The organism is Dokdonia sp. 4H-3-7-5, from assembly GCF_000212355.1.
Classification (GTDB): domain Bacteria; phylum Bacteroidota; class Bacteroidia; order Flavobacteriales; family Flavobacteriaceae; genus Dokdonia.
Genome location: NC_015496.1, coordinates 1,473,130 through 1,498,016 on the forward strand (window position 1 = coordinate 1,473,130; position 24,887 = coordinate 1,498,016).

24 protein-coding genes are annotated in these 24,887 nt (G+C 38.7%); 10 read left to right on the plus strand and 14 right to left on the minus strand.

From position 1 onward, the window contains the following. The first annotated feature begins 1 nt into the window (after nucleotide 1). The gene (locus tag KRODI_RS06525) at nucleotides 2-2,413 is read left to right on the plus strand and encodes a TonB-dependent receptor plug domain-containing protein (protein ID WP_013750799.1); all 2,412 of its coding nucleotides are present in this window, start codon (nucleotides 2-4) and stop codon (nucleotides 2,411-2,413) included. Between the two features lie 50 nt (nucleotides 2,414-2,463). On the opposite strand, the gene rsmI is transcribed toward KRODI_RS06525, so the two are convergent. The 3 genes from rsmI to KRODI_RS15085 form a co-directional block, all read right to left on the minus strand. Continuing rightward, nucleotides 2,464-3,138: a 16S rRNA (cytidine(1402)-2'-O)-methyltransferase gene (rsmI, locus tag KRODI_RS06530; RefSeq protein ID WP_013750800.1), complete on the minus strand. Its 675-nt coding sequence runs from the start codon at nucleotides 3,136-3,138 to the stop codon at nucleotides 2,464-2,466. 41 nt (nucleotides 3,139-3,179) lie between these two features. Beyond that, nucleotides 3,180-3,542: a DoxX family protein gene (locus tag KRODI_RS06535; protein ID WP_013750801.1), complete on the minus strand. Its 363-nt coding sequence runs from the start codon at nucleotides 3,540-3,542 to the stop codon at nucleotides 3,180-3,182. 130 nt (nucleotides 3,543-3,672) lie between these two features. Further along, nucleotides 3,673-4,518, minus strand: coding sequence for a hypothetical protein (locus KRODI_RS15085; protein ID WP_013750802.1), 846 nt, complete (start codon nucleotides 4,516-4,518; stop codon nucleotides 3,673-3,675). A gap of 113 nt (nucleotides 4,519-4,631) precedes the next feature. Between KRODI_RS15085 and KRODI_RS06545 the strand changes: the two genes are divergently transcribed. The 8 genes from KRODI_RS06545 (at nucleotide 4,632) to KRODI_RS06580 (ending at nucleotide 12,562) form a co-directional block, all read left to right on the plus strand. Beyond that, nucleotides 4,632-5,291, plus strand: coding sequence for a thymidine kinase (locus KRODI_RS06545; RefSeq protein WP_013750803.1), 660 nt, complete (start codon nucleotides 4,632-4,634; stop codon nucleotides 5,289-5,291). Then, nucleotides 5,291-6,388, plus strand: a complete 1,098-nt coding sequence (alr, locus tag KRODI_RS06550) for an alanine racemase (protein ID WP_013750804.1) — start codon at nucleotides 5,291-5,293, stop codon at nucleotides 6,386-6,388. Before KRODI_RS06545 ends, alr begins: the two co-directional genes overlap by 1 nt. An 83-nt stretch (nucleotides 6,389-6,471) precedes the next feature. After that, complete coding sequence (gene mscL / locus KRODI_RS06555) at nucleotides 6,472-6,876, plus strand: large conductance mechanosensitive channel protein MscL (RefSeq protein ID WP_013750805.1); 405 nt, start codon at nucleotides 6,472-6,474, stop codon at nucleotides 6,874-6,876. Nucleotides 6,877-7,106: 230 nt separating this feature from the next. Beyond that, nucleotides 7,107-8,096: an aspartate-semialdehyde dehydrogenase gene (locus KRODI_RS06560; RefSeq protein WP_013750806.1), complete on the plus strand. Its 990-nt coding sequence runs from the start codon at nucleotides 7,107-7,109 to the stop codon at nucleotides 8,094-8,096. Nucleotides 8,097-8,186: 90 nt separating this feature from the next. After that, nucleotides 8,187-8,819, plus strand: a complete 633-nt coding sequence (locus KRODI_RS06565; RefSeq protein ID WP_013750807.1) for a CatA-like O-acetyltransferase — start codon at nucleotides 8,187-8,189, stop codon at nucleotides 8,817-8,819. Between the two features lie 58 nt (nucleotides 8,820-8,877). Continuing rightward, nucleotides 8,878-9,255, plus strand: a complete 378-nt coding sequence (locus KRODI_RS06570) for a DoxX family membrane protein (RefSeq protein ID WP_013750808.1) — start codon at nucleotides 8,878-8,880, stop codon at nucleotides 9,253-9,255. A gap of 109 nt (nucleotides 9,256-9,364) precedes the next feature. Beyond that, nucleotides 9,365-11,533 carry a prolyl oligopeptidase family serine peptidase gene (locus KRODI_RS06575; protein WP_013750809.1) on the plus strand — a complete coding sequence of 723 codons (2,169 nt, stop codon included), beginning with the start codon at nucleotides 9,365-9,367 and terminating at the stop codon, nucleotides 11,531-11,533. Between the two features lie 27 nt (nucleotides 11,534-11,560). Beyond that, nucleotides 11,561-12,562 (plus strand): NAD(P)H-dependent glycerol-3-phosphate dehydrogenase, encoded by a 1,002-nt coding sequence (locus tag KRODI_RS06580; protein WP_041295648.1) that lies wholly within the window; start codon nucleotides 11,561-11,563, stop codon nucleotides 12,560-12,562. Nucleotides 12,563-12,635: 73 nt separating this feature from the next. On the opposite strand, the gene KRODI_RS06585 is transcribed toward KRODI_RS06580, so the two are convergent. From KRODI_RS06585 to KRODI_RS06595, 3 genes are all read right to left on the minus strand, one after another. Next, nucleotides 12,636-13,031 carry a hypothetical protein gene (locus tag KRODI_RS06585; protein WP_013750811.1) on the minus strand — a complete coding sequence of 132 codons (396 nt, stop codon included), beginning with the start codon at nucleotides 13,029-13,031 and terminating at the stop codon, nucleotides 12,636-12,638. An 86-nt stretch (nucleotides 13,032-13,117) separates the two neighbouring features. Continuing rightward, nucleotides 13,118-14,134, minus strand: a complete 1,017-nt coding sequence (gene pheS / locus KRODI_RS06590; RefSeq protein ID WP_013750812.1) for a phenylalanine--tRNA ligase subunit alpha — start codon at nucleotides 14,132-14,134, stop codon at nucleotides 13,118-13,120. Between the two features lie 117 nt (nucleotides 14,135-14,251). Further along, entirely contained in the window at nucleotides 14,252-14,614 is a 363-nt protein-coding gene (locus tag KRODI_RS06595; RefSeq protein ID WP_013750813.1) for a hypothetical protein, read from the minus strand. A gap of 142 nt (nucleotides 14,615-14,756) precedes the next feature. Between KRODI_RS06595 and KRODI_RS06600 the strand changes: the two genes are divergently transcribed. Beyond that, nucleotides 14,757-15,311, plus strand: a complete 555-nt coding sequence (locus KRODI_RS06600; protein ID WP_013750814.1) for a CvpA family protein — start codon at nucleotides 14,757-14,759, stop codon at nucleotides 15,309-15,311. A 54-nt stretch (nucleotides 15,312-15,365) separates the two neighbouring features. On the opposite strand, the gene KRODI_RS06605 is transcribed toward KRODI_RS06600, so the two are convergent. The 8 genes from KRODI_RS06605 to KRODI_RS06640 all read right to left on the minus strand — a co-directional run bounded on the left by KRODI_RS06605 (nucleotide 15,366) and on the right by KRODI_RS06640 (nucleotide 24,875). Further along, on the minus strand, nucleotides 15,366-17,243 hold the full coding sequence (locus KRODI_RS06605; protein WP_013750815.1) for a SulP family inorganic anion transporter: 1,878 nt from the start codon (nucleotides 17,241-17,243) through the stop codon (nucleotides 15,366-15,368). A gap of 146 nt (nucleotides 17,244-17,389) precedes the next feature. Beyond that, nucleotides 17,390-18,016 carry a carbonic anhydrase family protein gene (locus KRODI_RS06610; protein WP_013750816.1) on the minus strand — a complete coding sequence of 209 codons (627 nt, stop codon included), beginning with the start codon at nucleotides 18,014-18,016 and terminating at the stop codon, nucleotides 17,390-17,392. Nucleotides 18,017-18,058: 42 nt separating this feature from the next. After that, the gene (locus KRODI_RS06615; protein ID WP_013750817.1) at nucleotides 18,059-19,636 is read right to left on the minus strand and encodes a SulP family inorganic anion transporter; all 1,578 of its coding nucleotides are present in this window, start codon (nucleotides 19,634-19,636) and stop codon (nucleotides 18,059-18,061) included. A gap of 126 nt (nucleotides 19,637-19,762) precedes the next feature. Next, complete coding sequence (locus KRODI_RS06620; RefSeq protein ID WP_013750818.1) at nucleotides 19,763-20,062, minus strand: hypothetical protein; 300 nt, start codon at nucleotides 20,060-20,062, stop codon at nucleotides 19,763-19,765. A 257-nt stretch (nucleotides 20,063-20,319) separates the two neighbouring features. Next, nucleotides 20,320-21,084, minus strand: coding sequence for a tetratricopeptide repeat protein (locus tag KRODI_RS06625; protein ID WP_013750819.1), 765 nt, complete (start codon nucleotides 21,082-21,084; stop codon nucleotides 20,320-20,322). A 1-nt stretch (nucleotide 21,085) separates the two neighbouring features. Then, nucleotides 21,086-22,849 carry a BatD family protein gene (locus KRODI_RS06630; protein ID WP_013750820.1) on the minus strand — a complete coding sequence of 588 codons (1,764 nt, stop codon included), beginning with the start codon at nucleotides 22,847-22,849 and terminating at the stop codon, nucleotides 21,086-21,088. Beyond that, a complete protein-coding gene (locus KRODI_RS06635) occupies nucleotides 22,849-23,787 on the minus strand; it encodes a tetratricopeptide repeat protein (protein ID WP_013750821.1) in 939 nt (312 codons plus the stop codon). The genes KRODI_RS06630 and KRODI_RS06635 overlap by 1 nt, the downstream gene beginning before the upstream one ends. A 53-nt stretch (nucleotides 23,788-23,840) precedes the next feature. Next, on the minus strand, nucleotides 23,841-24,875 hold the full coding sequence (locus KRODI_RS06640; RefSeq protein ID WP_013750822.1) for a vWA domain-containing protein: 1,035 nt from the start codon (nucleotides 24,873-24,875) through the stop codon (nucleotides 23,841-23,843). Nucleotides 24,876-24,887: the final 12 nt, after the last annotated feature.

Consider the following 24,887-nt stretch of genomic DNA (forward strand, 5'->3'; position numbering starts at 1 on the left):
AATGCGCATACTTTTTACCCTACTCTTATTTGTAGTTGTCTCTGTACAAGCTCAAAAAATAACGGTGCTTGATGTAGATACGCGCGAACCTATAATAGGAGTTGCTATTTTTAATAAAGATAAAAGTAAAAGTGCCCTCACAGATTTTGATGGGCGAGCAGATGTGACCGCTTTCGCGAAAGCGGAAATCCTTTATTTTCAAGAAGTCGCACATAAAGATGCGCAATACAGCAAAGCGGAAATAATAGCGCTTTCTAATAGAATCTTCTTGAAGCAGAAGGATAATCAGCTTACGGAAATTGTGCTCTCTGCTAGCAAATTTGCACAAAGCCGAAAGAACGTTCCACAAAAGATAGTAGGAATCTCATCTGAAGATATACAGCGCGCAAACCCACAAACAGCAGCAGATTTGCTACAAGCAAGTGGCTCTGTATTTGTGCAAAAAAGTCAGCAAGGTGGAGGTAGTCCTTTAATAAGAGGATTCTCTACAAATAGGTTACTCATTACCCTAGATGGTGTGCGTTTTAATACCGCAATCTTTAGAGGAGGAAACGTACAGAATGTAATCTCAATAGATCCATTTACTATAGATCGTACAGAGGTTCTACTAGGTCCAGGATCTGTAATTTATGGTAGTGATGCTGTGGGTGGAGTGATGAACTTTTATACAAAGCAACCTAAGCTTTCATTTACAGAAACTAATGTGGTTACAGGCACTGCAGTTGCTCGTGTAAATACTGCAAATAATGAAAAGACAGGACATTTTGATATAAATATAGGGAAGCGCAACTGGTCTTTTCTTACTAGTGCAAGCTACTCAGATTATGATGACCAGCGTCAAGGGAAGCATGGTCCAGATGATTATTTACGCACTGATTTTGTAAAAATTATAGACGGCGTTGATACCGCCGTGGTTAATGATGATCCTTTAATACAAGAAGGTTCTGCCTTTAACTCATTAAACTTAATGCAAAAAGTGCGTTTTAGGCCTAACGATACTTGGGATTTTAACTTAGGTCTTATTTATGCTACTACATCAGATTATGATCGTTATGATAGATTAACGAGAAAAAGAGATGGAGAGTTTAGAGCAGCAGAGTGGTTTTATGGGCCACAGCAATGGTTTATGACTAACCTCCAGATTGATAAAGAAGGTTATGGTAGTTTTTACAATCGAGCAAGAGCAACCATTACGTATCAGAACTCTAAAGAGAGTAGAAATGACCGTGATTTTGGCGGAACAGATTTTTTTGAAACTGACGAGAATGTAGATGCGTTCTCTGTAGGTTTAGACTTTACAAAAAATCTAAAATCAAAACGTAATAAAGTCTTTTATGGGCTAGAGTATGTGCACAATAAAGTAGGATCTAATGGTCAAGTAACAGATATCACTACGGGAACTATAAGTAATCAAGCTTCTCGCTATCCAGACGGATCTACATGGCAATCTCTAGCAGCTTATGGAAGCATACAATTAGAACTTACAGAGAAGACACGCCTGCAATCTGGCCTGCGTTATAACCACATACTACTTGCAGCCGATTTTTCTGATAACAATGAGTTTTTTGCACTGCCTTTTGATAAAGCAGATTTAAGTACTGGGAACCTTACAGGAAGTATAGGTGTAACTCATGAGGTTTCTAAGACTGTAAGCCTCAAAGCAAATCTAGGAACAGCGTTTAGAGCGCCTAACATCGATGATGTAGGTAAGATATTTGATAGCGAGCCAGGATCTGTGGTAGTGCCTAATCCTAATCTTAAATCTGAGTATGCTTACAATGGCGAACTAGGATTTAACTTCATTTTTTCTAACGCACTAAGGCTGGATGTAAACGGTTATTACACCTTGCTGGAGAATGCCTTAGTACGTCGTGATTTTGATCTTGATGGCGTAACAGAGATATCTTATCAGGGAGAGTTAAGTAACGTGCAAGCAATACAGAATGCCTCAAAAGCTGAGGTTTATGGTATAGAAATAGGTGCAGATGCAAAACTTTCTAAAACCCTGAAACTTACAGGGCAGTTCAATTATACGAGTGGTGTAGAACAAGATGAAGATGGTAGTTACATTCCGTTTAGGCACGTGGCGCCGCTTTTTGGTAATAACCATTTAATATGGACTAGTAATAAATGGACGCTAGATGCTTCGGTGGCTTATAGTGGCTCTTTTGATTTTGATGAACTTGCTCCTAGTCAACAAAGTAACTCACACCTTTATGCACTAGACGGAGATGGTAATCCTTACTCGCCTAGCTGGTATGAACTTAGTTTAGGTAGCCGTTATGTGCTTTCAGATAGTTGGTCTTTTACTGCAAATCTTGATAATATTACAGACCAGCGATACCGTACATATTCATCTGGTATAGCTGCTGCGGGAAGAAATTTAATACTTGCGGCGACTTATAATTTTTAAAGTTACGCTTTCGCGAAAGCGTACCAAACAGCAATAATTCAACGAGCTTACTACTTGCTTTTTCCTCCTACTATAATTACAATCTCACCTTTAGGAGGTTTGTTTGTATAATGGGCAAGTACTTCTGTGGCAGTCCCGCGCACGGTTTCCTCATGTAATTTTGTAATCTCTCGAGAGACAGAAACCGGACGGTCTGCACCAAAATACTCTATAAAGTGACCTAGTGTTTTTATGAGCTTATGAGGTGATTCATAAATGATCATCGTGCGCGTTTCTTCTTGAAGTGCTAGAAAGCGAGTTTGGCGCCCTTTCTTTACAGGAAGAAATCCCTCAAAAATAAATTTATCATTAGGGAAGCCACTATTTACAAGCGCAGGTACAAATGCTGTTGCACCTGGTAAACAGTCTACCTCTATGCCCGCCTCAACGCAAGCACGTGTAAGTAAAAAACCAGGGTCAGAGATGGCGGGAGTTCCTGCGTCACTTATACACGCAATTACCTCACCTGCTTGAATACGCTTAACAATGGTATCCACTGTCTGGTGTTCATTATGCATGTGATGGCTCATCATCTGCGTGCCTATTTCATAGTACTTAAGTAGCTTACCACTCGTGCGAGTGTCTTCGGCTAGAATAAGATCTGCTTCCTTAAGTATGCGAATAGCACGGAAGGTCATATCTTCAAGATTACCAATGGGTGTAGGAACTAAGTAGAGTTTTGACATGCCGCAAAGTTAGTGATTAATGATAGTTTGTAGATGTAAAACTAGCGATACATAGGTCTTACTTCTTTGCCAAAAAAGTAAGAAGCAAGAAGTAGTACTAATGCAACAAGCGTCAAAGTAATATCATGATCTGCCTTGTAGTGTGCGGCAGCTGCGAGTACTACGTCAAAAAATATTCCAGCATAAGCCCACTCTGTAAGCCACGGAATACCTCTCCATAATAACATAAGGATTGCGCAAATTTTTAATACTGCTAGTGGTACCACAACATATATAGGATAATCTAGAGCTTTAAAAAAACCTTCAACCATCTCAGTGTTTCTAAAATACATTTGAGCCGAGTAGAGCATGATAGCGCAAATGCCTATTGTGGTAATCCAGTAAATAATACGTGGTACTTTCATAGAGTAATTGCGTTGTTTTTAGAGTTGAAAGATGCCGTTTTGCGCATTTTGTCGCAATTCTTAATCAAAACTTATTATGTTTTACTATAATCTGTCGTCAACTACTTCATTTACGAGTAGTGTGAAATTTTTATGAATACCTTCCTTCCACAATCTCTAGAAAGCGTGTTTCTTGTACTTCTTTTCCTTCCCAATTATTATAATCAGGTTTTACCATTTGGGAGATAAAAGTGCGAGCTTCTACTGCAGAGCCAAAGGTTTCTAGTTGACTTAATACTCTATTGTAATCTGAGGTACTTCCGGCAAATAGATGTTTTATAAAGGAGAGTTTATCGTTGAGTCCAATTTTTAAACCAGTTTTCAAACGATCATTAAGGTTTTTTGGCTTATCATCTGCCACTTCTTGACTAGTGATTTCTTTACGTTCGAAAATGGGCATTTGTCCGAATTCATTTCCTATTTCAAAACTATCTGCTTTGCCAACAGCTGGCTGAGGTGGTATAATTGCGTCTATCACCTTATCAATATCTGCAGCCTCAGGAGTCATTTCTGGCCACATGTCTTTAATTTTTTCAATCACAGGCTCATGTACGGGCTCATCGTCATCATTATATTGCGTGCCATCTGGTCTGTGGTGATCATCTGTTCCTTTTGCTTCGGCGTATCTCGCTTGATTGTCTGCTAGTATTTCGGCAGGCGTTCTTGTAGGAGACGGAGTAGGAGTTTGGGTTTCTAGATCTGCTGGTGACGGTTTCTTTGCTGGTGCAAGTTCCTCATCTACCATTACTTCCTCTAGTTCTCTAAGTCCCAAGGTAGGTTTTCCTGCATTTTCGAGCTGTTCTGCATAAGCAAGAACAGTAAGCTTTTCATGCAGTTTTCTAGTTGTATCTGCCAGTTGTTTATAATCTGCATCGTCACGTAGTTGTAGGATTTTATGAGCTATGCTTACGAGTTCTGCCTTGATAGTTTTCTTCATAACTTTGAGATATGTGGAGTGGTTTCAACGTAATTTTGATACATTTACCTCTGCCTTAATCATTGGGATTAATAAAACGGAATTATTGCCGTTTTGGTCTAGAAAAGTACAAAATGTTTCTCGAAAATACAGTAAATCATAAAGAGCAATTTGGCTGGATTGAAGTCATTTGTGGATCTATGTTCTCTGGTAAAACAGAAGAACTCATCCGCAGGCTCAAACGCGCGCAGTTTGCAAAACAAAAAGTTGAGATTTTTAAACCTGCTGTAGACACGCGCTACGATGAAGAAATGGTGGTCTCACATGATGCAAATGAAATACGTTCTACACCAGTTCCTGCAGCTGCAAATATTCCTATGCTAGCAGATGGATGTGATGTGGTGGGGATTGATGAGGCACAATTTTTTGACGATGAGATTGTACAGGTTTGCAATGATCTGGCAAATCGCGGCATACGAGTAATAGTTGCTGGTCTTGATATGGATTTTAAAGGAAACCCTTTTGGCCCTATGCCTAATCTAATGGCAACGGCAGAGTATGTTACTAAGGTTCATGCAGTTTGTACTCGTACAGGTAACCTGGCTCAATATAGCTATAGAAAAGCACAAAGCGAGGATATCGTGATGCTAGGTGAGACAGAAGAGTATGAACCACTCTCACGTGCTGCATACTATAAAGCTATGTTGCGTGACAGATTACGTAAGATGGATGTAGAAACTCCCGAAGAAATCACAACAAGTAACGCAAGGCAAACCCCTCAAGATCCTAACTAATGGCAATAACACGCTTAGAAATAGATCTAGCTGCCTTACGTCATAACTATTCTTATTTAAGAAAAAAGGTAGCGCCTTCTGTAAAGATGATGGCAGTAGTAAAAGCCTTTGGATACGGGAGTGATGCTGGAGCTGTGGCTCAAGAACTAGAAATGCTAGGAGTAGATTATTTTGCTGTGGCATACGTTTCAGAAGGTATTGCGCTTAGAGATGCTGGCATAACAACACCTATTTTAGTATTACATCCGCAGCCAGATACGTTTGATGAGCTTATAGAGCGATGCCTTGAGCCTAGTATTTATAGTATTAGAATGATGGAGTTATTTACAGCTTTTGCAAAAGGCAAAGGGCAAGAAAATTACCCTATTCATTTAAAGTTTAACACAGGACTCAATAGACTAGGCTTCTTAAATACTGACGTATCATGGATTCTTGACCGCTTGCGCGAAAATGTGAGTGTAAAAGTAGCATCTCTCTTCTCACATCTTGTAGCTAGTGAAGATCCTGCCGAAGAAGAATTTACTTTAAATCAAATACTTCAATTTACAAATATCTCCAAGGAACTTCTACAAGCGTTAGATTATGTGCCATTCATGCACATGACTAATACCTCTGGAGTTATTAACTATCATAGAGCCCATTTTGATTGCGTGCGTATAGGCATAGGGCTTTACGGTTACGGTAATAGTAAAGAGGATACAAAAAAATTAAAACCAGTAGCTAGATTAAAATCTGTAATCTCACAGATCCATCATATTAAGCCTGGCCAGAGTATAGGATACAATCGAGCATACAAAGCAACTGAAGAAATTGTTACCGCTACATTGCCTATTGGTCATGCAGACGGCATCTCTAGATCGCTCGGAAATGGTGTAGGGTATGTGATGATCGCGGGACAAAAGGCGCCCATTGTAGGTAACGTTTGTATGGATATGCTAATGGTCGATATCACGGGTATAAGCTGTAAAGAGGGAGATGATGTGGAGGTTTTTGGAGAAACTACAAGTGCCGAAACACTGGCAGGAGAGATGCAGTCTATTTCATACGAACTCTTAACAGCCATCGGTCAACGGGTAAAACGTGTCATTCTTCGATAAAGTGTGTTTCTTAAACTTTTGTTAAGCAATTTGCGAAAATTAGTTACCTTAGATTCATATTAACCTAAAAAACAGACTAAACGATGTTAAAAGAATTTAAGGATTTCATTATGACGGGTAACGTCATTGATCTTGCAATAGCAGTGATACTTGCTGGAGCGATTGGACTAGTAGTAAAAGGATTTGTAGGAGATATTATGATGCCTATTGTAGGTCATTTTGCTGGAGGTGTTGATTTTGCTGATTTAAAAGTGGTACTAGATGAAGCGGTAATGGTAGATGGTGCTGTAGTAACACCTGAAAATGCAATTATGTACGGTAGCTGGATTAATGCAATCATTAACTTGATCATTGTTGGTTTTGTGCTTTTCATTATTGTAAAAGCTTATAACAAAACTAAGAAGCCTGTTGTAGAAGAAGTAGCAGCAGATCCAGGACCATCTGAAATCGATTTGCTAAAAGAAATCAGAGATTCTCTTAAAAAATAATTACTCGTAGCTACCGCTACACTATTATATTCTAACTCAAACCACCTTGTTAATCTAGCAGGGTGGTTTTTTTATGTATTTAAAACAAAGTTTAATGTATTGTTATATATCTAACTAACTTTTAAGCATTCAACGGCTTATAAATCGTTAATGCGTGCTAACTTTGAAGTTCTATAAAGTTTTCGCAAAAGCGAAGCGCATTTTTTAAACAACCTCTTTAAAACGATACTATGAAAGTAGCGGTAGTAGGAGCCACCGGGATGGTAGGCCAAGTGATGTTAAAAGTTCTTGCAGAACGTAATTTCCCAATTACAGAGTTAATCCCTGTAGCTTCAGAGCGCTCTGTAGGTAAAAAAGTTACTTATAAAGATAAGGAGTACACGATTCACTCTATGGAAGATGCCATTGCAGCAAAGCCGCAAATAGCAATCTTTTCTGCTGGAGGAGACACCTCAAAAGAGTTTGCTCCTAAGTTTGCAGAGGTGGGAACAACCGTGATAGACAACAGCTCTGCATGGAGAATGGACCCTACTAAGAAACTTATTGTTCCAGAAATTAACGCAACTTCTCTTACTAAGGAAGATAAGATTATTGCAAATCCTAACTGCTCTACGATACAAATGGTTCTTGCAATGTCACCATTACATAGAGACTATGGCATTAAAAGATTAGTAATCTCTACCTACCAATCTATTACAGGTACTGGAGTAAAAGCGGTGCAGCAATTAGAAAATGAATATATTGGTGAGAAGGGAGAAATGGCTTATCCTTACCCTATACACCGTAATGCAATACCGGCTTGTGACGTTTTTGATGATAACGGTTACACTAAAGAAGAGTTGAAGCTTGTAAATGAAACTCAGAAAATTTTAAATGATCGATCTATTGCGGTAACTGCAACAGCAGTGCGTATTCCAGTGGTAGGTGGTCATAGTGAATCTGTAAATGTAGAATTGCGTGCGCCTTTTGAAGAGAAGGATGTTCGTAAGGTTCTTAATGAAACTTCTGGAGTAACCGTACAAGATAATCCGGATACAAATACATACCCTATGCCTATTTATGCAGAAGGTAAGGATGATGTTTTTGTAGGTAGAATACGTCGTGATTACTCACAAGAGAACACGCTTAATATGTGGATTGTATCAGACAACTTACGTAAAGGTGCTGCAACAAATGCGGTACAGATAGGAGAATATCTAGTAGCTAATGGCTTAGTGTAACTCCTATACTATTAAAAATATCTTTATTTAGTACTATAAAAAGTCCCTCCCCGTGAGGGACTTTTTATATTTGTGCAAAACACAACTACTTTGAATAAAATAGATATCTCTACCTGGAAGCGCCGTGCACATTTTGAGTTTTTCTCACAATTTGAGGAGCCTTATTTCGGGATCACTTGGCAAGTAGATATGACGCTCGCAAAGCAGCATGCAAAAGAGCAAGGAGTATCATTATTTATCTATTATCTCCACAAGTCGCTAGAAGCTGCGATGGCTATTGAGAATTTTAAATATCGCATTACATCTGATAATGAGGTGATTTTATTAGATACTATAAGCGCTAGTGCGACGCTCATGAGAGATAATGAAACCTTTGGTTTTAGTTATATTCCATATGATGCAGATATAACGGTTTTCACAAAGTCTGTGCAGAGTGAGGTGGAGCGCATTAAAAACTCAGACGACCTTTTTCCGCCGATTAATACAGATGATGTGATGCATTGCTCTGCAATACCGTGGATGGATTTTTCATCTATTACGCACTCACGACTCTTTAAGGCAAAGGATAGCGTTCCGAAAATCTCTTACGGGCAGATTACAGAAAAATCATCGGGCACCTTTACAATGCCCGTTGCACTATACGTGCATCATGGCCTCATAGATGGTTTACATGTATCTCGATATAAGGATATGTTTCAGCAACTTCTAGATGGTAAAGAGTAGGTCTTTGTAATTAAGTGCTTTGTCTATCGTCTAAGGTTGTAATTAAAAAACAACCATAATGAAATTAGTACACACAATTATTCGCATAGGGCTAGGCTTAATGCTTCTTGTCTTTGGACTCAATAAATTTTTCTGGTTTATGCCAGATTTTGAATTTGGAGATAATGTAGGCGCAGCAAATCTTTTTCAAGCATTTACAGATAGTGGTTACATGTGGCCGTTAGTAGGAGGACTAGAGGTGATTGTAGGACTTCTCTTTATAACAAAGAAGATTTTTCCTGTGGCGTTACTCGCATTAATTCCTATTTCTGTAAATATTGTTCTTTTCCACGCAGTACTTGATCCGCCTAACATTATGCCTGCACTTTTGGTAGCAGTTCTCAATGGGTATTTTATATATCGTAATTGGAATAATTACAGACATTTGTTTTCTTAGAAAATGCTTAGCACTATATTTAACCCGCTCTTTTGAGTGGGTTTTTTTATGCTTTCGCGAAAGCGTAATAACCCGTATCTTGAATACGCAATCAAACACAACCCGTATTATGAAAAAATTGATTCTTCTCGCTCTTGCTACAACCGCTATTATAAGCTGTGATGATACGCCGGCGACACCAAAAAACACTATTGCTGTGAACTATACCGAAACTAAAAAAGTAGATACTGTAGACACCTATTTTGGCACAGAAGTACAAGATCCTTACCGATGGCTGGAGGATGATCGTAGTGAGGAGACGATGGATTGGGTTATACGTGAGAACAATACCACCCAAGACTACTTAAAGAATATTCCCTTTCGTGAGGAGCTCAAGGAGCGTTTATCCACTTTGTGGAATTATGAAAAAGTAGGTTCGCCATTTAAAGAAGGTGATTATACGTACTTCTATAAAAACGACGGACTTCAAAATCAATATGTTATTTATCGTTATAAAACTGGTGAAGATCCAAGTACTGCATCTGTATTTCTAGACCCAAATACCTTTGCAGAGGATGGTACTATCTCTTTAGGAGGAGCAAGCTTCTCTGAAGATGGGTCTATACTAGCCTACGCTATTTCTGAAGGAGGAAGTGACTGGCGTAAGATTCTTGTAATGGATACAGAGAAAAAAGAAATTATAGAAGACACGCTGGTTGATGTAAAATTCTCTGGAATGTCTTGGTATAAAAATGAAGGTTTTTACTACTCTAGTTATGATAAGCCTAAGGGCAGCGAATTATCGGCAAAGACGGATCAGCACAAATTGTACTATCATAAGTTGGGTACAGCACAGGCTACAGATAAGCTAATATTTGGCGGTACAGCAGCAGAGAAGCATAGATATGTAGGTGGTGGAGTTACAGAGGATAACCGCTATTTGCTAGTAAGTGCGCGCAACTCGACTTCTGGAGGAAAGATGTTTATGAAAGACCTTACAAAGCCAGCTAGTGATTTTGTAACTGTATTAGATCACGAAGATTCTGATAGTTATGTGATGGAAAATATAGGGAGCAAGCTTTTTATAGCAACTAATCTTGATGCGCCTAATATGCGTGTAGTAACGGTAGATGCATCAAACCCTACTCCAGAAAACTGGGTAGATTTTATACCAGAAACAGAAAACGTATTAAGTCCAAGTACAGGAGGAGGTTCTTTCTTTGCTAGTTATATGGTGGATGCAGTTTCAAAAGTAAAACAGTATGATTATGAAGGTAAGCTTGTACGTGATGTTGAACTTCCGGGAGTAGGTACTGTAGGAGGTTTTGGAGCAGAGAAAGATGAGAAGGAGCTATACTTTAGCTTCTCAAATTATAAGACGCCAGGTAGTATTTATAAATATGACATCGCATCTGGAACTTCTGAGCTGTTTATCAAACCAGACATCGATTTTAATCCGGAAGCTTATGAGAGCAAGCAAGTGTTTTATAGCTCAAAAGATGGTACAAAAGTACCGATGATTATCACGTATAAAAAAGGAACAGAGCTTAATGGCAAGAACCCTACTATCCTTTATGCTTATGGAGGGTTTAATATAAGCCTTACACCTAGCTTTAGCATTGCAAATGCGGTATGGATGGAACAAGGAGGAGTATATGCAGTGCCTAACTTACGTGGCGGTGGTGAGTATGGTAAAAAATGGCATGATGCAGGAACTAAAATGCAAAAGCAAAACGTTTTTGATGATTTTATTGCAGCAGCAGAGTATCTAATTGATAATAAATATACCTCAAAAGAATACTTAGCAATACGCGGTGGTTCTAACGGAGGTTTACTTGTAGGGGCTACAATGACACAACGTCCAGATCTTATGCAGGTAGCATTACCAGCGGTAGGAGTAATGGATATGTTGCGTTACCACACCTTTACAGCAGGTGCGGGATGGGCTTATGATTATGGTACTGCAGAAGATAGCAAAGAGATGTTTGACTATCTTAAAGGATACTCGCCAGTTCATAACGTAAAAGCCGGAACATCATATCCAGCAACTATGGTAACTACGGGAGATCATGATGATCGTGTAGTGCCAGCGCATTCATTTAAGTTTGCTGCAGAGCTTCAAGAAAAACAAGCAGGAGATGCCCCAGTACTTATACGTATTGAGACAGACGCTGGTCACGGTGCTGGTACGCCGGTAGCAAAAACCATAGAGCAGTATGCAGATATCTTTGGCTTCACATTATACAATATGGGCTACGAGGTACTACCAGAAAAGGTAGGCAACGTGATGAAGAAGTAAGTAGCATAATTAGAATTAAACAGATTGATGATGAGCAAACCCACATTTGGCGTAATAGGAGGAGGTAGCTGGGCAACAGCGATTGTAAAGATGCTCTGTGAGAATCTTGACACCGTAGGTTGGTATATGCGTAGCAGCTATGCTTTAGAACATATAAAGCGTGAGCAGCATAACCCTAGTTATTTAAGTTCTGTCGAGTTTAAACCAGAGCAGCTTATGCTGAGCAATGATATTAATGAGATTGTAGCATACTCAGATTATGTAATTTTTGCCGTTCCCTCTGCTTTTATAGGAGGTGAGCTTAAGAATCTTACGGTGTCGCTAAAAGATAAAGTCATAGTCTCTGCCATAAAAGGGATTATGCCTGAGAGTGGTAAGCTCGTTGGCTCTCATTTTAATGAAGAGCACAATGTTGCTATTGAGGATATAGCGGTTATAGCAGGACCTTGTCATGCAGAAGAGGTTGCGCTAGAGCGACTTTCATACCTCACGATTGCATGTGCCGAAAAGGAAAATGCAAAAGTAATTGCAAAGCACTTGTCGAGTGATTACATAAAATGTACCACGAGTGATGATATTATAGGGATTGAATATGCAGCTACACTCAAAAATATCTATGCCATTGCAGCAGGTATTGCGCACGGTTTAGGTTATGGAGATAACTTTCAGGCGTTATTAATGAGTAATGCCATACGTGAGATAAAACGCTATGTAAAACGTGCCCACAAGATGAAGCGTGACATTAATGGCTCTGCTTATTTAGGAGATTTACTGGTGACGGGATATTCTGTTTTTAGTAGAAATAGAATGTTTGGTAATATGATAGGGAAGGGCTACACGGTAAAGAGTGCACAGATGGAAATGTCCATGGTAGCCGAAGGTTACTATGCTGCCAAAAGCGCTCTAGAACTCAATGAATCACGTGATAAAAAAGCACGTGTGCCTATTATAGAAGCGGTACACAGTATTCTTTATAAGGGGAAAGATCCAAAGAAGGTATTTAGTAAACTCACTGAAAAGCTTAACTAAAAAAAAGCATCCATTAAGGATGCTTTTTTAATTGAAATATATTTTGATTACGCTTTCGCGAAAGCGTAATAACCTACACTGCTAGTACACCATCCTTACCCATTACAGGTACTTTAACCGTATTGTCTTCTTTTATTGAGTTTGCTGGAAACTCAAAGCGTCTTTCATACATTTTATTGTCTAGAAAATAAGTGACAGAGTAGAAGTTGTCTAGTGTAAAGATATCTTCTTGCATGAATTCAATCTTAGCAAAACCCTTAGCAGGAAGTAGCTTGATTGTGTGACGCATGTGCGTAGTCATTTGCTTCTCATTATAGCCTTGCACGGTAAGAAGTACCATTTCAAGAGGCTCAAGATTATCGTTAACGATATAAGCATTCCAATCTTCTGTTTTAAATTCCTCGTGTAGCTCTTTTACAGCAGCTACGTAGACGTTTTTAACTTCGGGTATGATAATGTCTTTACGCATATTTATAATCTGGTCAGGCGCAGTAATGACCTATTTAGTTAAGAAATAATTTACCTCTCTACTGCGCTCGAGGGGACAGTGTGACTCTAAAAAGCAGATTTAAACTGCTCTAAGAAACGAGCATCGTTCTCACTAAGCATTCTAATGTCTGAGATTTGGTGTAATAATAATGCAATACGATCTATTCCCATCCCAAATGCAAAACCACTGTACTCTTTTGAGTCAATACCGCAGTTTTCAAGAACATTAGGATCTACCATACCACAGCCCATAATCTCGAGCCATCCGGTTCCTTTAGTCATTTTATAGTCTGTCTCTGTCTCAAGACCCCAGTATACATCAACTTCGGCACTAGGCTCTGTAAATGGGAAGTATGATGGACGTAAGCGTATTTTACTTTTACCAAACATTTCTGTTGTAAAGTGTTGCAGCGTCTGTTTAAGATCTGCAAAAGAGACGTCTTTGTCTATGTATAATCCTTCTACTTGGTGGAAGAAACAGTGTGAACGACCGCTTATAGCCTCATTACGATATACACGACCAGGAGAGATCGTACGTATAGGTGGCTTGTTATTTTCCATATATCTCACCTGTACAGATGAGGTGTGAGTACGTAGTAATACGTCTGGATCTGTTTGTATAAAAAATGTATCCTGCATATCACGAGCTGGGTGATATTCTGGAAGGTTTAAGGCAGTAAAGTTATGCCAGTCATCTTCTATTTCTGGACCCTCAGAAACGTTGAATCCTATACGAGAGAAAATATCAATAATCTGATTTTTTACAATAGAGATAGGGTGGCGTGCTCCTATTTCAATAGGTTCACCTGGGCGTGATAAATCACCAGTAGCCGTAGCCTCTTCTGCTCCTTCTAGTTTTTCTTTAAGCTCGTTTACCTTTTCAAGGGCACTTGCTTTAAGTGTATTAATTACCTGTCCATACTCGCGCTTCATCTCATTAGGCACGTTACGGAAGTCTGCCATAAAATCATTCACAAGTCCTTTCTTTCCAGAATACTTGATTCTGAATGCTTCAACCTCTTCTAAAGTTTCGGCTTTAAAGGCCTTTACTTTTTCAATGTGTTCTTTGATTTTATCTAACATAATACGTCTTTTTACCCTCTAAAAGGAAATGGCAAATTTAAGAATAAAATTGGGGTGTAGCAGTATAACAAAGCCGTAAAAGCAGTAAGATTATATAGTCGCTACCGTGTTTAGTTTTTAAGAGATTAAGCCTTTTTCAAGAAAGTATTGTACAATCGCATCTTTCATGAGTATTTGTTGCTCACCAGCCTTAAGTGGTGGCAGTGCTTCTAGCACTTTATAGTGAGGCCATCCTTCAGGATCATCATAATCATATTGATAATACCCAAATGGTTCAAGTAAACGACAGATGGCAATATGCATCAAGTTCATTTTCTCGTCTTTTTTAAAAGTTTTATCTAGCTGTCCTAATTCTTGTATACCTATGAGGTAGATAATGCTATCTAAATCCATAGCGCCTTTATCACCATCTGCAAAACGGGTAGATAGTTTATCAACTACCGCCGCATATCGTTCTTTGAGTTGTTCGTCTCTAGCCATATATTTCTCTTCTGTACGTGAATTTCTTCTCGCGGTTAAGCTTCAATAGGTGAAAGCTTTTGGGTAATGCCATGAAATAGCATCTATACCAATTTTAAGCTGCAAAAATACCACCATTAACTGAAATTACTATCTTTAGCGCATGAACACTATTGACATCATTTTTGGTATTATTTTAATACTAGGCGCTATTCAAGGATTGCGCAAGGGATTATTTGTAGAGCTAGCATCTCTTGTAGGGCTTGTTGCTGGAATTTACGGAGCCATCCACTTTTCTCATTACGTAGGGGACTGGCTTGTAGAAAAAACAGCGTGGAGTGAGCAAATTATAAATCTTACTGCCTTTGCTGCGACCTTTATCATTATTGTACTTGTGGTCTCTCTAGCGGGAAAATTACTTACCAAAGTGGCAAATTTTGCGATGCTTGGCATTGTAAACAAGATAGTAGGAGCAGCCTTTGCAGTACTTAAATTTGCTTTCTTAATTAGCGTAGTACTCATGTTTATAGATGCTGCAGACCGTCAAATATCATTTATAGGTGACGATAAAAAAGAGCAATCGGTGTTATATCCCATCATTCAACCTTTGGCACCTGCACTTCTTCCTTCTATTCTCAAAAAAGCAAAGGATGAAGATATCTACAACCCAGATAAAGAAGAAGAGCCGACTGAAACAGACGACTCTTCTAATATTTAAAAATGTAGATGGTTACGCTTTCGCGAAAGCGTAATTACACCCTACACCATCTATTTAATATCTATCTTTTACTTGCTTGTTAAGGGAGTTGATACACGCTTCAAAAGTATCGTAAACTTCTGTTTCTGGAATTAACTCAGGGATAATTTTAATACGTTCTAGCATATATTTAGGCTGTTTCCTTAAGCCTACAATATGCACATTAATTCCGCCTTGGTTAAGTTGGAGAATCGTGTCTTCTATTGCATATACACCAGACTGATCTACATAAGGCACACGCCCCATACGCAAGATGACGTCTGACGCAGTAGCAGGTATCTGCTTCGTAAGTGCAGAAAATTCGCTAGTATACCCAAAAAATAACGGACCACGAAGGTGTTTTATAAATACCTCCTCTTTAAGGTGATCTGGAAAAATAAGTTCGTCACTCCATAAAACCTTATTCTTTTCGGCGGCGCGTAGGTCAAAAACTTTAGACTGTCTAGAGGTAAAGTCACCCATTTTTTTCATAAACACAAGGCACGATAGCACAAGCCCAATTCCTACTGCTGCCACTAGGTCCCACACTACAGATAGCACGAGTACCACAAGCATTATAATAACTTCAGAACTTAGTTTTATAGGTCCCACCTTTAAATCTTTAGGAAGATTAGGGATCGCTTTAAGCCCTTTGTAATCCATCACCCCTATACCTACGGTAATAAGTATACCTGCAAGTACTGCTGCCGGTATTTGTGAAGCGATAGGACCTAGGGCTAGGAGTATGAAAAGGAGTAATACACCAGCAATCATTCCTGATAATTTGGTTTTACCACCAGAGTTAATATTTACTACCGTTCTTATCGTTGCTCCAGCACCAGGTATTCCTCCAAAAAATGAAGCGATAGAGTTACCTATACCTTGACCTATAAGTTCTTTGTTAGGCTTGTGTCTAGTTTTTGTCATATTATCTGCTACTACAGAGGTGAGGAGTGAGTCTATTGCTCCTAGAAATGAAAGTGACAGTGCAGTAAGGATATATGGCGATATAATGCTAAACTCAAAATCTGTAATTATGGAAAGCTTAGGCACTGGAAATCCGCTAGGAATTTCTTGAATAGCTCTGTATTCAAAGGGTGCAAAATAGGCTACTCCTGACACGACCAATAGTGCAACAAGTGTACTAGGCACTGCGGTTGTAATGCGTTTAAAGCCATAAATAATAAATATGGTAGCAAGTGCAAGAGCTAGCTCTATCCAGTTTATGTTTTGTATTGCGCGTCCCATTACCTTAAAGGTGCCAACTACTCCAGATGATGATGCTTTTGCAAGCGTTACCGCTTCTTTGTATACATCGGTATCGTCTGTAAGTTTTGCTCTACGTATAGTTTCTTCAAAGTTTTCTAAAACTAGGAGGCCTTCGCCTGCCTCATCTTGTAAAATCTTATCTAGAACAATCTCTTGCGCTTGCGGTTTGAAACTATCTACATAACTCTCATCTTGATTAGGATAATAACCCACTGCAGGCAAAAGCTGTGTAATAAGAATCATAACGCCTATAGCGGTCATAAAACCAGAAACTACAGGATAAGGAATGTACTTAATGTATTTACCTATACCCATTACACCCAGTACAATCTGAAAGAGCCCAGCTAATAAGAAAACTGTGAGTATCGCTGGTAGTGCTTTCTCTACATCACCATCAAAAGTTGCAATAATACCTGCAATAACCACCATACTTACCGCCGTCATAGGAGCCGTAGGTCCTGATATTTGAGTAGATGTGCCTCCAAAAAGAGCCGCAAAAAATGCGATGAAAATAGCACCATATAATCCGGCACTTGGTCCCAGACCAGAAGACACCCCAAAGGCGAGAGCTAGTGGTAGGGCTACAATTCCTGCAGTAATTCCTCCAAAGGCATCGCCTTTAAGGTGTTTAAAGAAGTTTTTCATAATGGTTAGGTTGATGTAAAAACAGAAAGTTAGTTTTTTAAATAAAAATAGGGTGACTTCTTAACGAAACCACCCTATCAATTTAACGTTTTAATTCTTACGAAGCGTATACAGTTATGAGTTACGCTTTCGCGAAAGCGGTTTTACTATACAAATGTTACTTCGCCATTTGAGATGTCATAAACGCCTCCTACTATCTTGATATCACCATCATTTTCCATTTCGGTAAGAAGTGGGCTATCTGCGCGCATCTTTTCTATCGTTAAGTGTACATTTTTTGTGACTACATCGTTTACAAATGTCTTATTTGCACTAGTACGGTCTGCAGCATCCTTCGGCTTCTCTACTGCGTGTACGGCTGGACGTATTTTTGATAATAATGCGGTGATGTTACCTAATTGTACATCATCACAAGCACCTTTTACGGCACCACACAAGGTGTGACCCAATACAACTACGAGTTTTGACCCAGCAACTTTACATCCGTACTCAATACTACCTAGTACATCTTCGTTTACGATGTTACCCGCTACGCGTGCGCTGAATATATCACCTATACCTTGATCAAACACAAGCTCTGCTGGTACACGTGAATCTATACAGCTCAACACTACAGAGTGTGGCCACTGCCCACCAGTAGTATCCTTTACTTGGTCTAGTAGATTTCTATCTGCCGCTTTTGCAGCAACAAATCTTTTGTTTCCTTCTTTTAAAATATCTAAAGCGCCTTGTGGCGTTGTAGCGTCTTGAATCGCCTGATTAAATGTTTTCATAATATATTTTTAATCACATTTACTGTGATGATTAATTTACGTTTATGCTGTTTTTGGTCTAAACTTAAAGAATTCTATATAGCTTGGAGGATTCTCTACAGTACCTCGTTCTGATATTAGTTTGATATTGATGTTACGGGTCTTTGCTTTATGAGCAAAGTCTTCTAGTATCTCTATAATATCATTATCTAAAAATCTTGTTTTACGTACATCTAGCTCAAGGTAAGAGTTTTCTGGAAGGTTGTCAAGTTCCTTTAAGATAGCTCCTTTATTAAAGAATGTCACCTCTTCTGCAAGGGTCATTTTCATTTTTTCAGTACCATTACTTATATCCTCTTTGTGTAAGAAGTGGGAGTTCTTGTAACTTTTGTAAAGTACCACTACGATACCTACGGCAAGTCCAAGACCTATACCCCATAAAAGATCAATAAAGAAGATACCTACTACCGTTACAATAAATGGCACAAATTGTTTCCATCCTGCATTCCACATCGCTTTAAAGGTAGCTGGTTTTGCAAGTTTGTATCCTACAATAAGTAAGATAGCTGCAAGTACAGAAAGTGGTATTTTATTAAGTAAAGTAGGTATTAGAATTACAGAAATTAATAATAAGAAACCGTGAATAATAGCGGCCATCTTTGTCTTACCACCAGATTGTATGTTTGCAGATGATCTTACGATTACCTGTGTTACAGGTAGTCCTCCTATCATACCAGATAAGATGTTACCCGTACCTTGAGCAAGTAATTCACGATTAGTAGGTGTTACCCTTTTTTCTGGATCTAGTTTATCTGTTGCTTCTACACAAAGTAGTGTCTCAAGACTTGCCACAAGTGCTATGGTAAATGCAGTGACCCATATAGCTGGGTTTGTTATTGCGCCAAAATTTGGAAAAGCAAATTGACCTATAAAACTATCTACACTATCTGGTACAGGTACGCTTACTAGGTGCTCTGCACTAATTCCATATGATGTTCCAGACGTACTTATGTAATAGATGATGCCAATAGCTACGGCAACTAGAGGTCCTTGTACTAACTGGAAAAATTTCCCTTTTTTTGAGAGTACATTACTCCACAAAATGAGAATTGCTAGGGCTATAACTCCAATAACAGTTGCTCCTATACTTATAGAGCCAGCAATATTTCCTAGCTCAGATAAGGTATTCTCTCCATCTATTTGCGAGAAAGCAAAGTCTCCCTCTGGATCTTCATCATATCCAAAAAAGTGAGGAATTTGCTTGAATATGATAATGATTCCAATACCCGTAAGCATCCCTTTAATTACTGATGAAGGGAAGTAATACCCTATAATCCCTGCTTTTAAGAATCCAAACACTAGTTGTATCACACCTCCTAGTACAACGGCTACTAGAAAGTTTTCATAACCACCCAAAGCACCTATTGCTGTGAGAACAATTGCAGCAAGCCCTGCGGCAGGACCACTAACACCTATGTGTGATCCACTTAGGGCACCTACTACAATACCACCTATAATACCTGCGATTAAACCGGAAAATAATGGAGCGCCACTGGCTAGAGCAATACCAAGACATAAGGGTAGTGCAACAAAAAATACAACAACACTTGCGGGTAAGTCGTTTTTTAAATATTTGAACATAATTCGTGATTTGAACACTTCTATTAAAGTAGAAATGCAGTTTTTTAAATAATAATTGTGGGTTTGCTTACGCGAAAACGAAACGTAAGTTTACGCCTCTACATATACCTGATAAAAGAGTCAGGGTTAAGATAATCTATAGTCTGGCGGTGGAATATTAATATCCTGAGTATAACCATAAGTACTCATAAAGTAGGAATAGCTAGAAAGCTCAGCAGTTTCGTCTACTTCAATCGGGAAAAAAGCAAGGTCGCTGAAGAATTTTTCATACTCTTCAAGTTCTTTTTTGGTCTCATTGTTCTCCTCTTCAATGTCTTGTACAACCTCTATATCTGCTTCATTATCAAGTAACGCAAGAAATGCTGGGCCCAAAATAGAGAAGGACAGCATTAAAGCTAGTGAATACAAGATAAAAGCCTTGAGCATTGTTTAATATAATTAATGATAAAGATAAATAAATTTAATACCTCCTAAAAGGCATAAAATAGTTTTTATGATTGCCTCAGGCTTTTATAACTATGGCTTTGATTAGGGAAGACTTAAGTTAATTACATACCTATAAGGGCTATTAATCTTAATAAGCTTGAGCAAAACGTAGTTGTGGGATTGATAGTATTACTCTATTGGCTAGAGAAAGTGTATTATTTGTTCTTGTAGTGGAGTCAAAGGAGCAAGAGTTGTTTTTACAATTCTCTAATATCTGTAGTGGGAATCCAGCCCGTTCTCCCATCCACAAGAAGTATTTTTTTCCAATTGTCTACAGTTTCCAGCACCATTACTTTTGTGCCTTCATGTAATAAAAATGCTTCTTGACTCGATAAAGTAGGCTCTCCTTTTACTTGAGATTCTTTTGCAAATACGATTGCTGGGTTGTCCTTGGATATTTTCGCGAAAGCTGAATAAGCAAATAATATTGAAAACACCGCGAGTAAAAGACTAACTAATGACGACACAAATAGCGCACGTTTCTTAGTAGAACTAGCGGTAAAGTAATACCCTAAAAATAACAGTGTACACAATGCAACAAATAGTACCGTTGCATATGCCCATCCGTCTGTAGTGAATAATGTAAGTACGCTATTATACCACTTTTTAAACGTGTTTTCTGGTAAGGGTGTGATGGCATCTATGGTCATCTTCTCTGCAAAAGAGGCATTGTTTTTTATCTCTTGATCTGCAGGAGCTAGCCGCTTTGCTTTCTCATAATAATAGATGCTTGGAGCAACATTATTGAGTTTAAAATGTGCATTTGCTAGATTATAATAAATGGAAGCGCTCTCTTGATTAGTATCTAGTACCTTTTTGTAAGCATCAATAGCTTCTTGAAACTGACCATTTGCATAATGGCTATTGCCTTGCTCAAAAAGTTGCTCTGGTGTTTGTGCGGTGGTAAAAATGGCCGTTAGCATAAAAACGGTCACTACGAGATAATTGATTGCGTTTCTCATGTTACAGTTGTTTATCTAAAGTGCTTATTACTCGTACAGCCTTGTCATAATCTTGCTGCATCGCTACATCTCCAGTAGGAGTGTATCTTGCAAACTCACAGCTTTCTAATAAGCTTATAAACTCAATATTAGTAGCAGTCTCTACATTTCTTTCCTCTAGGAGTCTTGTGATACGATCTTTAGACATCTCACTAGTAGTAATGTTTAGCTTTGCTTTGAGATAGTTATGCAGTGCTCGTTCCATTGCGATATAAAACTCTTTCTGGTTACCTAGACTTTTCTTTGCAGTACTTAAAAATTTACGAGCTAGCTTATCTGCTTTTCTAATTCTATTACCCGTGACATCACTGGCATAAGCATCTCGCTTTTTACGAACAATCATCGCAAGCGGAATCAAAAGAAAAGGGACAATTACTAATGTCCAGAACGTATTACTTTTAAAAAACTGTTCCTTTAAGACAGGAGTTAAATTGGCTTTTGTTTTAATATATTGAAACTGATTTTGAGCAGCAACTGCTTCTTCACCACTAGGAACACTGCTATCTGTGGCTACCGAATTTTCTAAAGGTCCATTATTTACAGTAACGACAATATCATCAGATGTGAGACGCTCGTATGTTTTAGTCTTAGGGTTAAAATAAGAAAAAGAGAGTGGTGGTATTGGATAGGTACCCTTAAATTGAGGAATTACCGTGTACGTATTTTTTTTCATACCACTCATCCCTGCCAGATTAGTGCGTATTCGGTCGCCATTTTCTGGTTCGTATACTTCTAGGGAGCTTGGTAATTTAGGTTCTGGGAGCTCAAAAAGTTTTAAGTTTCCTTTTCCTTTTACTTCAACACTCATCTGTAATGCTTCGCCAGCGTCTAGGGAGTCTTTATCTGTAGTTACCGCAAATTCAAATTCTCCTACGGCTCCACCAAAATACTCGGGTTTCCCCGCTTCTGGCAGTGGTTTTACATCTACAATTCTCTTTGCAGCACTTACGGTAATATTTGCACTTTTACTAAGTGGTCTCCCAAATATATCTCTTCGATTAGTAGGCACACTCACAGCCACGCTGAGGCTAAGAGGTTCAATCTCTAGTTTTCCTGTTTTTTGAGGGTAAAGTACGGTACGTCTTAAGATGACATATCTATATGGTTTCCCTTGGTAGGTGCCATCGTATATTTTAAACTGTTTCTCATCTGCACTTTGATTCCAGAAATCTGCAAATTTTGGTGATTCAATTTCGCGCCAATTATTTACAGATGTAGTTTCAGACACGTAAAGCTTATATACTACGGTAAAAGCCTCATTGAGGTAAGGGCTTGTTTTTGAAACTTCTGCTACCAGATGTACATTTTCTTTAGCTAGGTAGGTGGGGTCGTTTGGGTCTTTAGGTATTTCTACAGCACCAGTGACTACTACGGGAACCGCTGGTGACTTATAAACCTGACCATCTACGGTTATTTCTGCCTGTCCTATTTCTAAGTTCCCCTGTCTTGTAGGGGTTAAGAAATAAGAAAATGTCTTTGAAAAGCTACCTTTTCCATTAATCCACTGTCTGCTCGTAGTTTGACTAGGACCACCCACCACAGTAAAGCCATCAAAATCTGGAGACTTAAAGTTGTCACCATCTTGATTCATTGTAAAATCTACACGTAAACGTTCATTTACACCTAGTCTGTTTTTACTCAGTTTTGCGTTAAACTGTACGTCTTGTGCAACGGTTGTTAATGTTGCGAGTAAGAATAGAATTAGTATGTTTAATTTCATCTTCATTACCAGTCTTTCTCAGTTTTGACTTTTGCACCTTTCACTTTTTGTGCGTTCATCTTTTCTTGCGTTTTCTTCTCTTGATCCTGCATAGCTTTTAGTAAGCTTTGCACTTGTTGAGGAGATAACTGTCCTTGTTTAGGCTGTGGTGGAGGTTGTTTTTTATCTTCTTCACCCTCGCCACCATCTTGCTTTTTATCTTTGTCTTCAGGCTTTCCATTATCATCTTCTTTCTTTTCACCGTCATCCTCTTTTTGCTCTCCTTTATCATCGGTTTCATCTTTGTCGCCGTCTTCTCCTTCTTTCTTATCTCCGTCGCCTTCTTCGTTTTCCTTCTTCTCGTCTTCTTTTTTATCTTCGTCTTGATCTTCTTTATCGTCGTTGTCACTACCGCCACCACCATCGTTTTCTTTCTCTTTCTTGGCTAGTTGTAGATTGTAACGAGTTTCTTCATCTGTAGGGTCTGCACGCAATGCATTCTTATAAGCCTCGACTGCACCATCCCATTGCTCTTGTTGGAATAAAGCATTCCCAAGGTTATGAAAGGCTTTGTGTTTTTCCTTTTTAGTTTGAGCAACTGCAGTAGCTTTTACCAGGGCATCTGTACTTTCTTCCCATCTTTTGTTCTTGTAGTAATTGTTACCCGCATTATACTTTGCAGGAACACTCTCTGGTGTCAATGAGATTGCTGCTCTTAAATTTGATTCCGCTTTCGCGAAAGCGTTAAAATCCACAACGCCACCTTCTTGATTAACCATAGCTTCCGTCCCTTCTACAATGAGCTCTCGAGCTTGATCTGCATAAGGGTTTTCTAGAGGTGCCGCTTTTTTATCTTGTGCTGCGATGGTAAACGAGAGTAGTAGGGCTACTACAAATAGTAAACCTTTGCCACCTTGTAAAGGAGACTTCGTTATGTGTGATATTTTAGTTATAAACTGTTTCATTGTACATTTCGCTATTACTTCACTCTTGTGAGGGAGCGGTTTGGTGAGGATGTTTAATTATCGTTGAATAGGTTTAGTTTTTTAAGCCAACTAGTCTTACGTTCTAGTAAAAAGATGTCTAAAAACAATAGTAATAATCCAGCTCCCAAAAACCATTGAAACTGATCTTCAAAATCTGCAAATTGCTTTGCTTCAAACTCTTTCTTATCCATTCCGTTAAGCAAATTCTGTACCGTTTCTACTACAGTGGCGGTGTTGCTTCCGTCAATGTATTCTCCATTTGCTCCAGAAGCAATCTCTTTTAAAGTAGTATCATCCAGACGCGTAATTACAGTCTCGCCATTTTGATCTTTTTTATAAGATTGTACGATACCATTTCGTTTTAATGGAATGGGCCCTCCTTCTGATTTTCCTACGCCAATTGTAAAAATGCGGATACCTTCATCATTTGCTTGCTCTGCTATATTAGAAGATTCACCTACGTGATCCTCACCGTCAGAAATTATAAACAATACTCTATTGGTTTGTTCTTCGTCGTTATAGTAGGTTTTGGCAAGTTCGATTGCTTCCCCGATAGCTGTTCCTTGACTAGATAACATATCTGTGTTCATCTGGCTCAAGAAGAGCTTTGCACTACTATAATCTGTAGTAATAGGAAGCTGTGGATAAGCACTACCAGCATATGCGATGATTCCTATACGGTCACTGCCTAGATTATTAATAATCTGAGTTACGAGCTGTTTTGATTTTTCTATTCGATTGGGAGCTATATCTTCCGCAAGCATAGATTTTGATACATCTATGGCAAACACAACATCTACACCTTCTCTTTTTACCGTTTCTAGTTTAGTCCCTATTTTAGGATTTACAAGCCCTACAACTAGAAATAATATGGCAAAACATACTACTAATACTTTAAGACCAGTCTTAAAGTAAGACCTGTTTGGGCTCAGTTTCTTAAGTAACTTAGCATTGGCAAATTTCTTCTGTGCACTGCGTTGCCAGATAATTACACCAAGGTACAAGAGTATCACCGCCGGAATAGCGAGCAGTAACCAAAACCATATTTTTTCTTCTAATAGATACATAGTTGCTTTCTT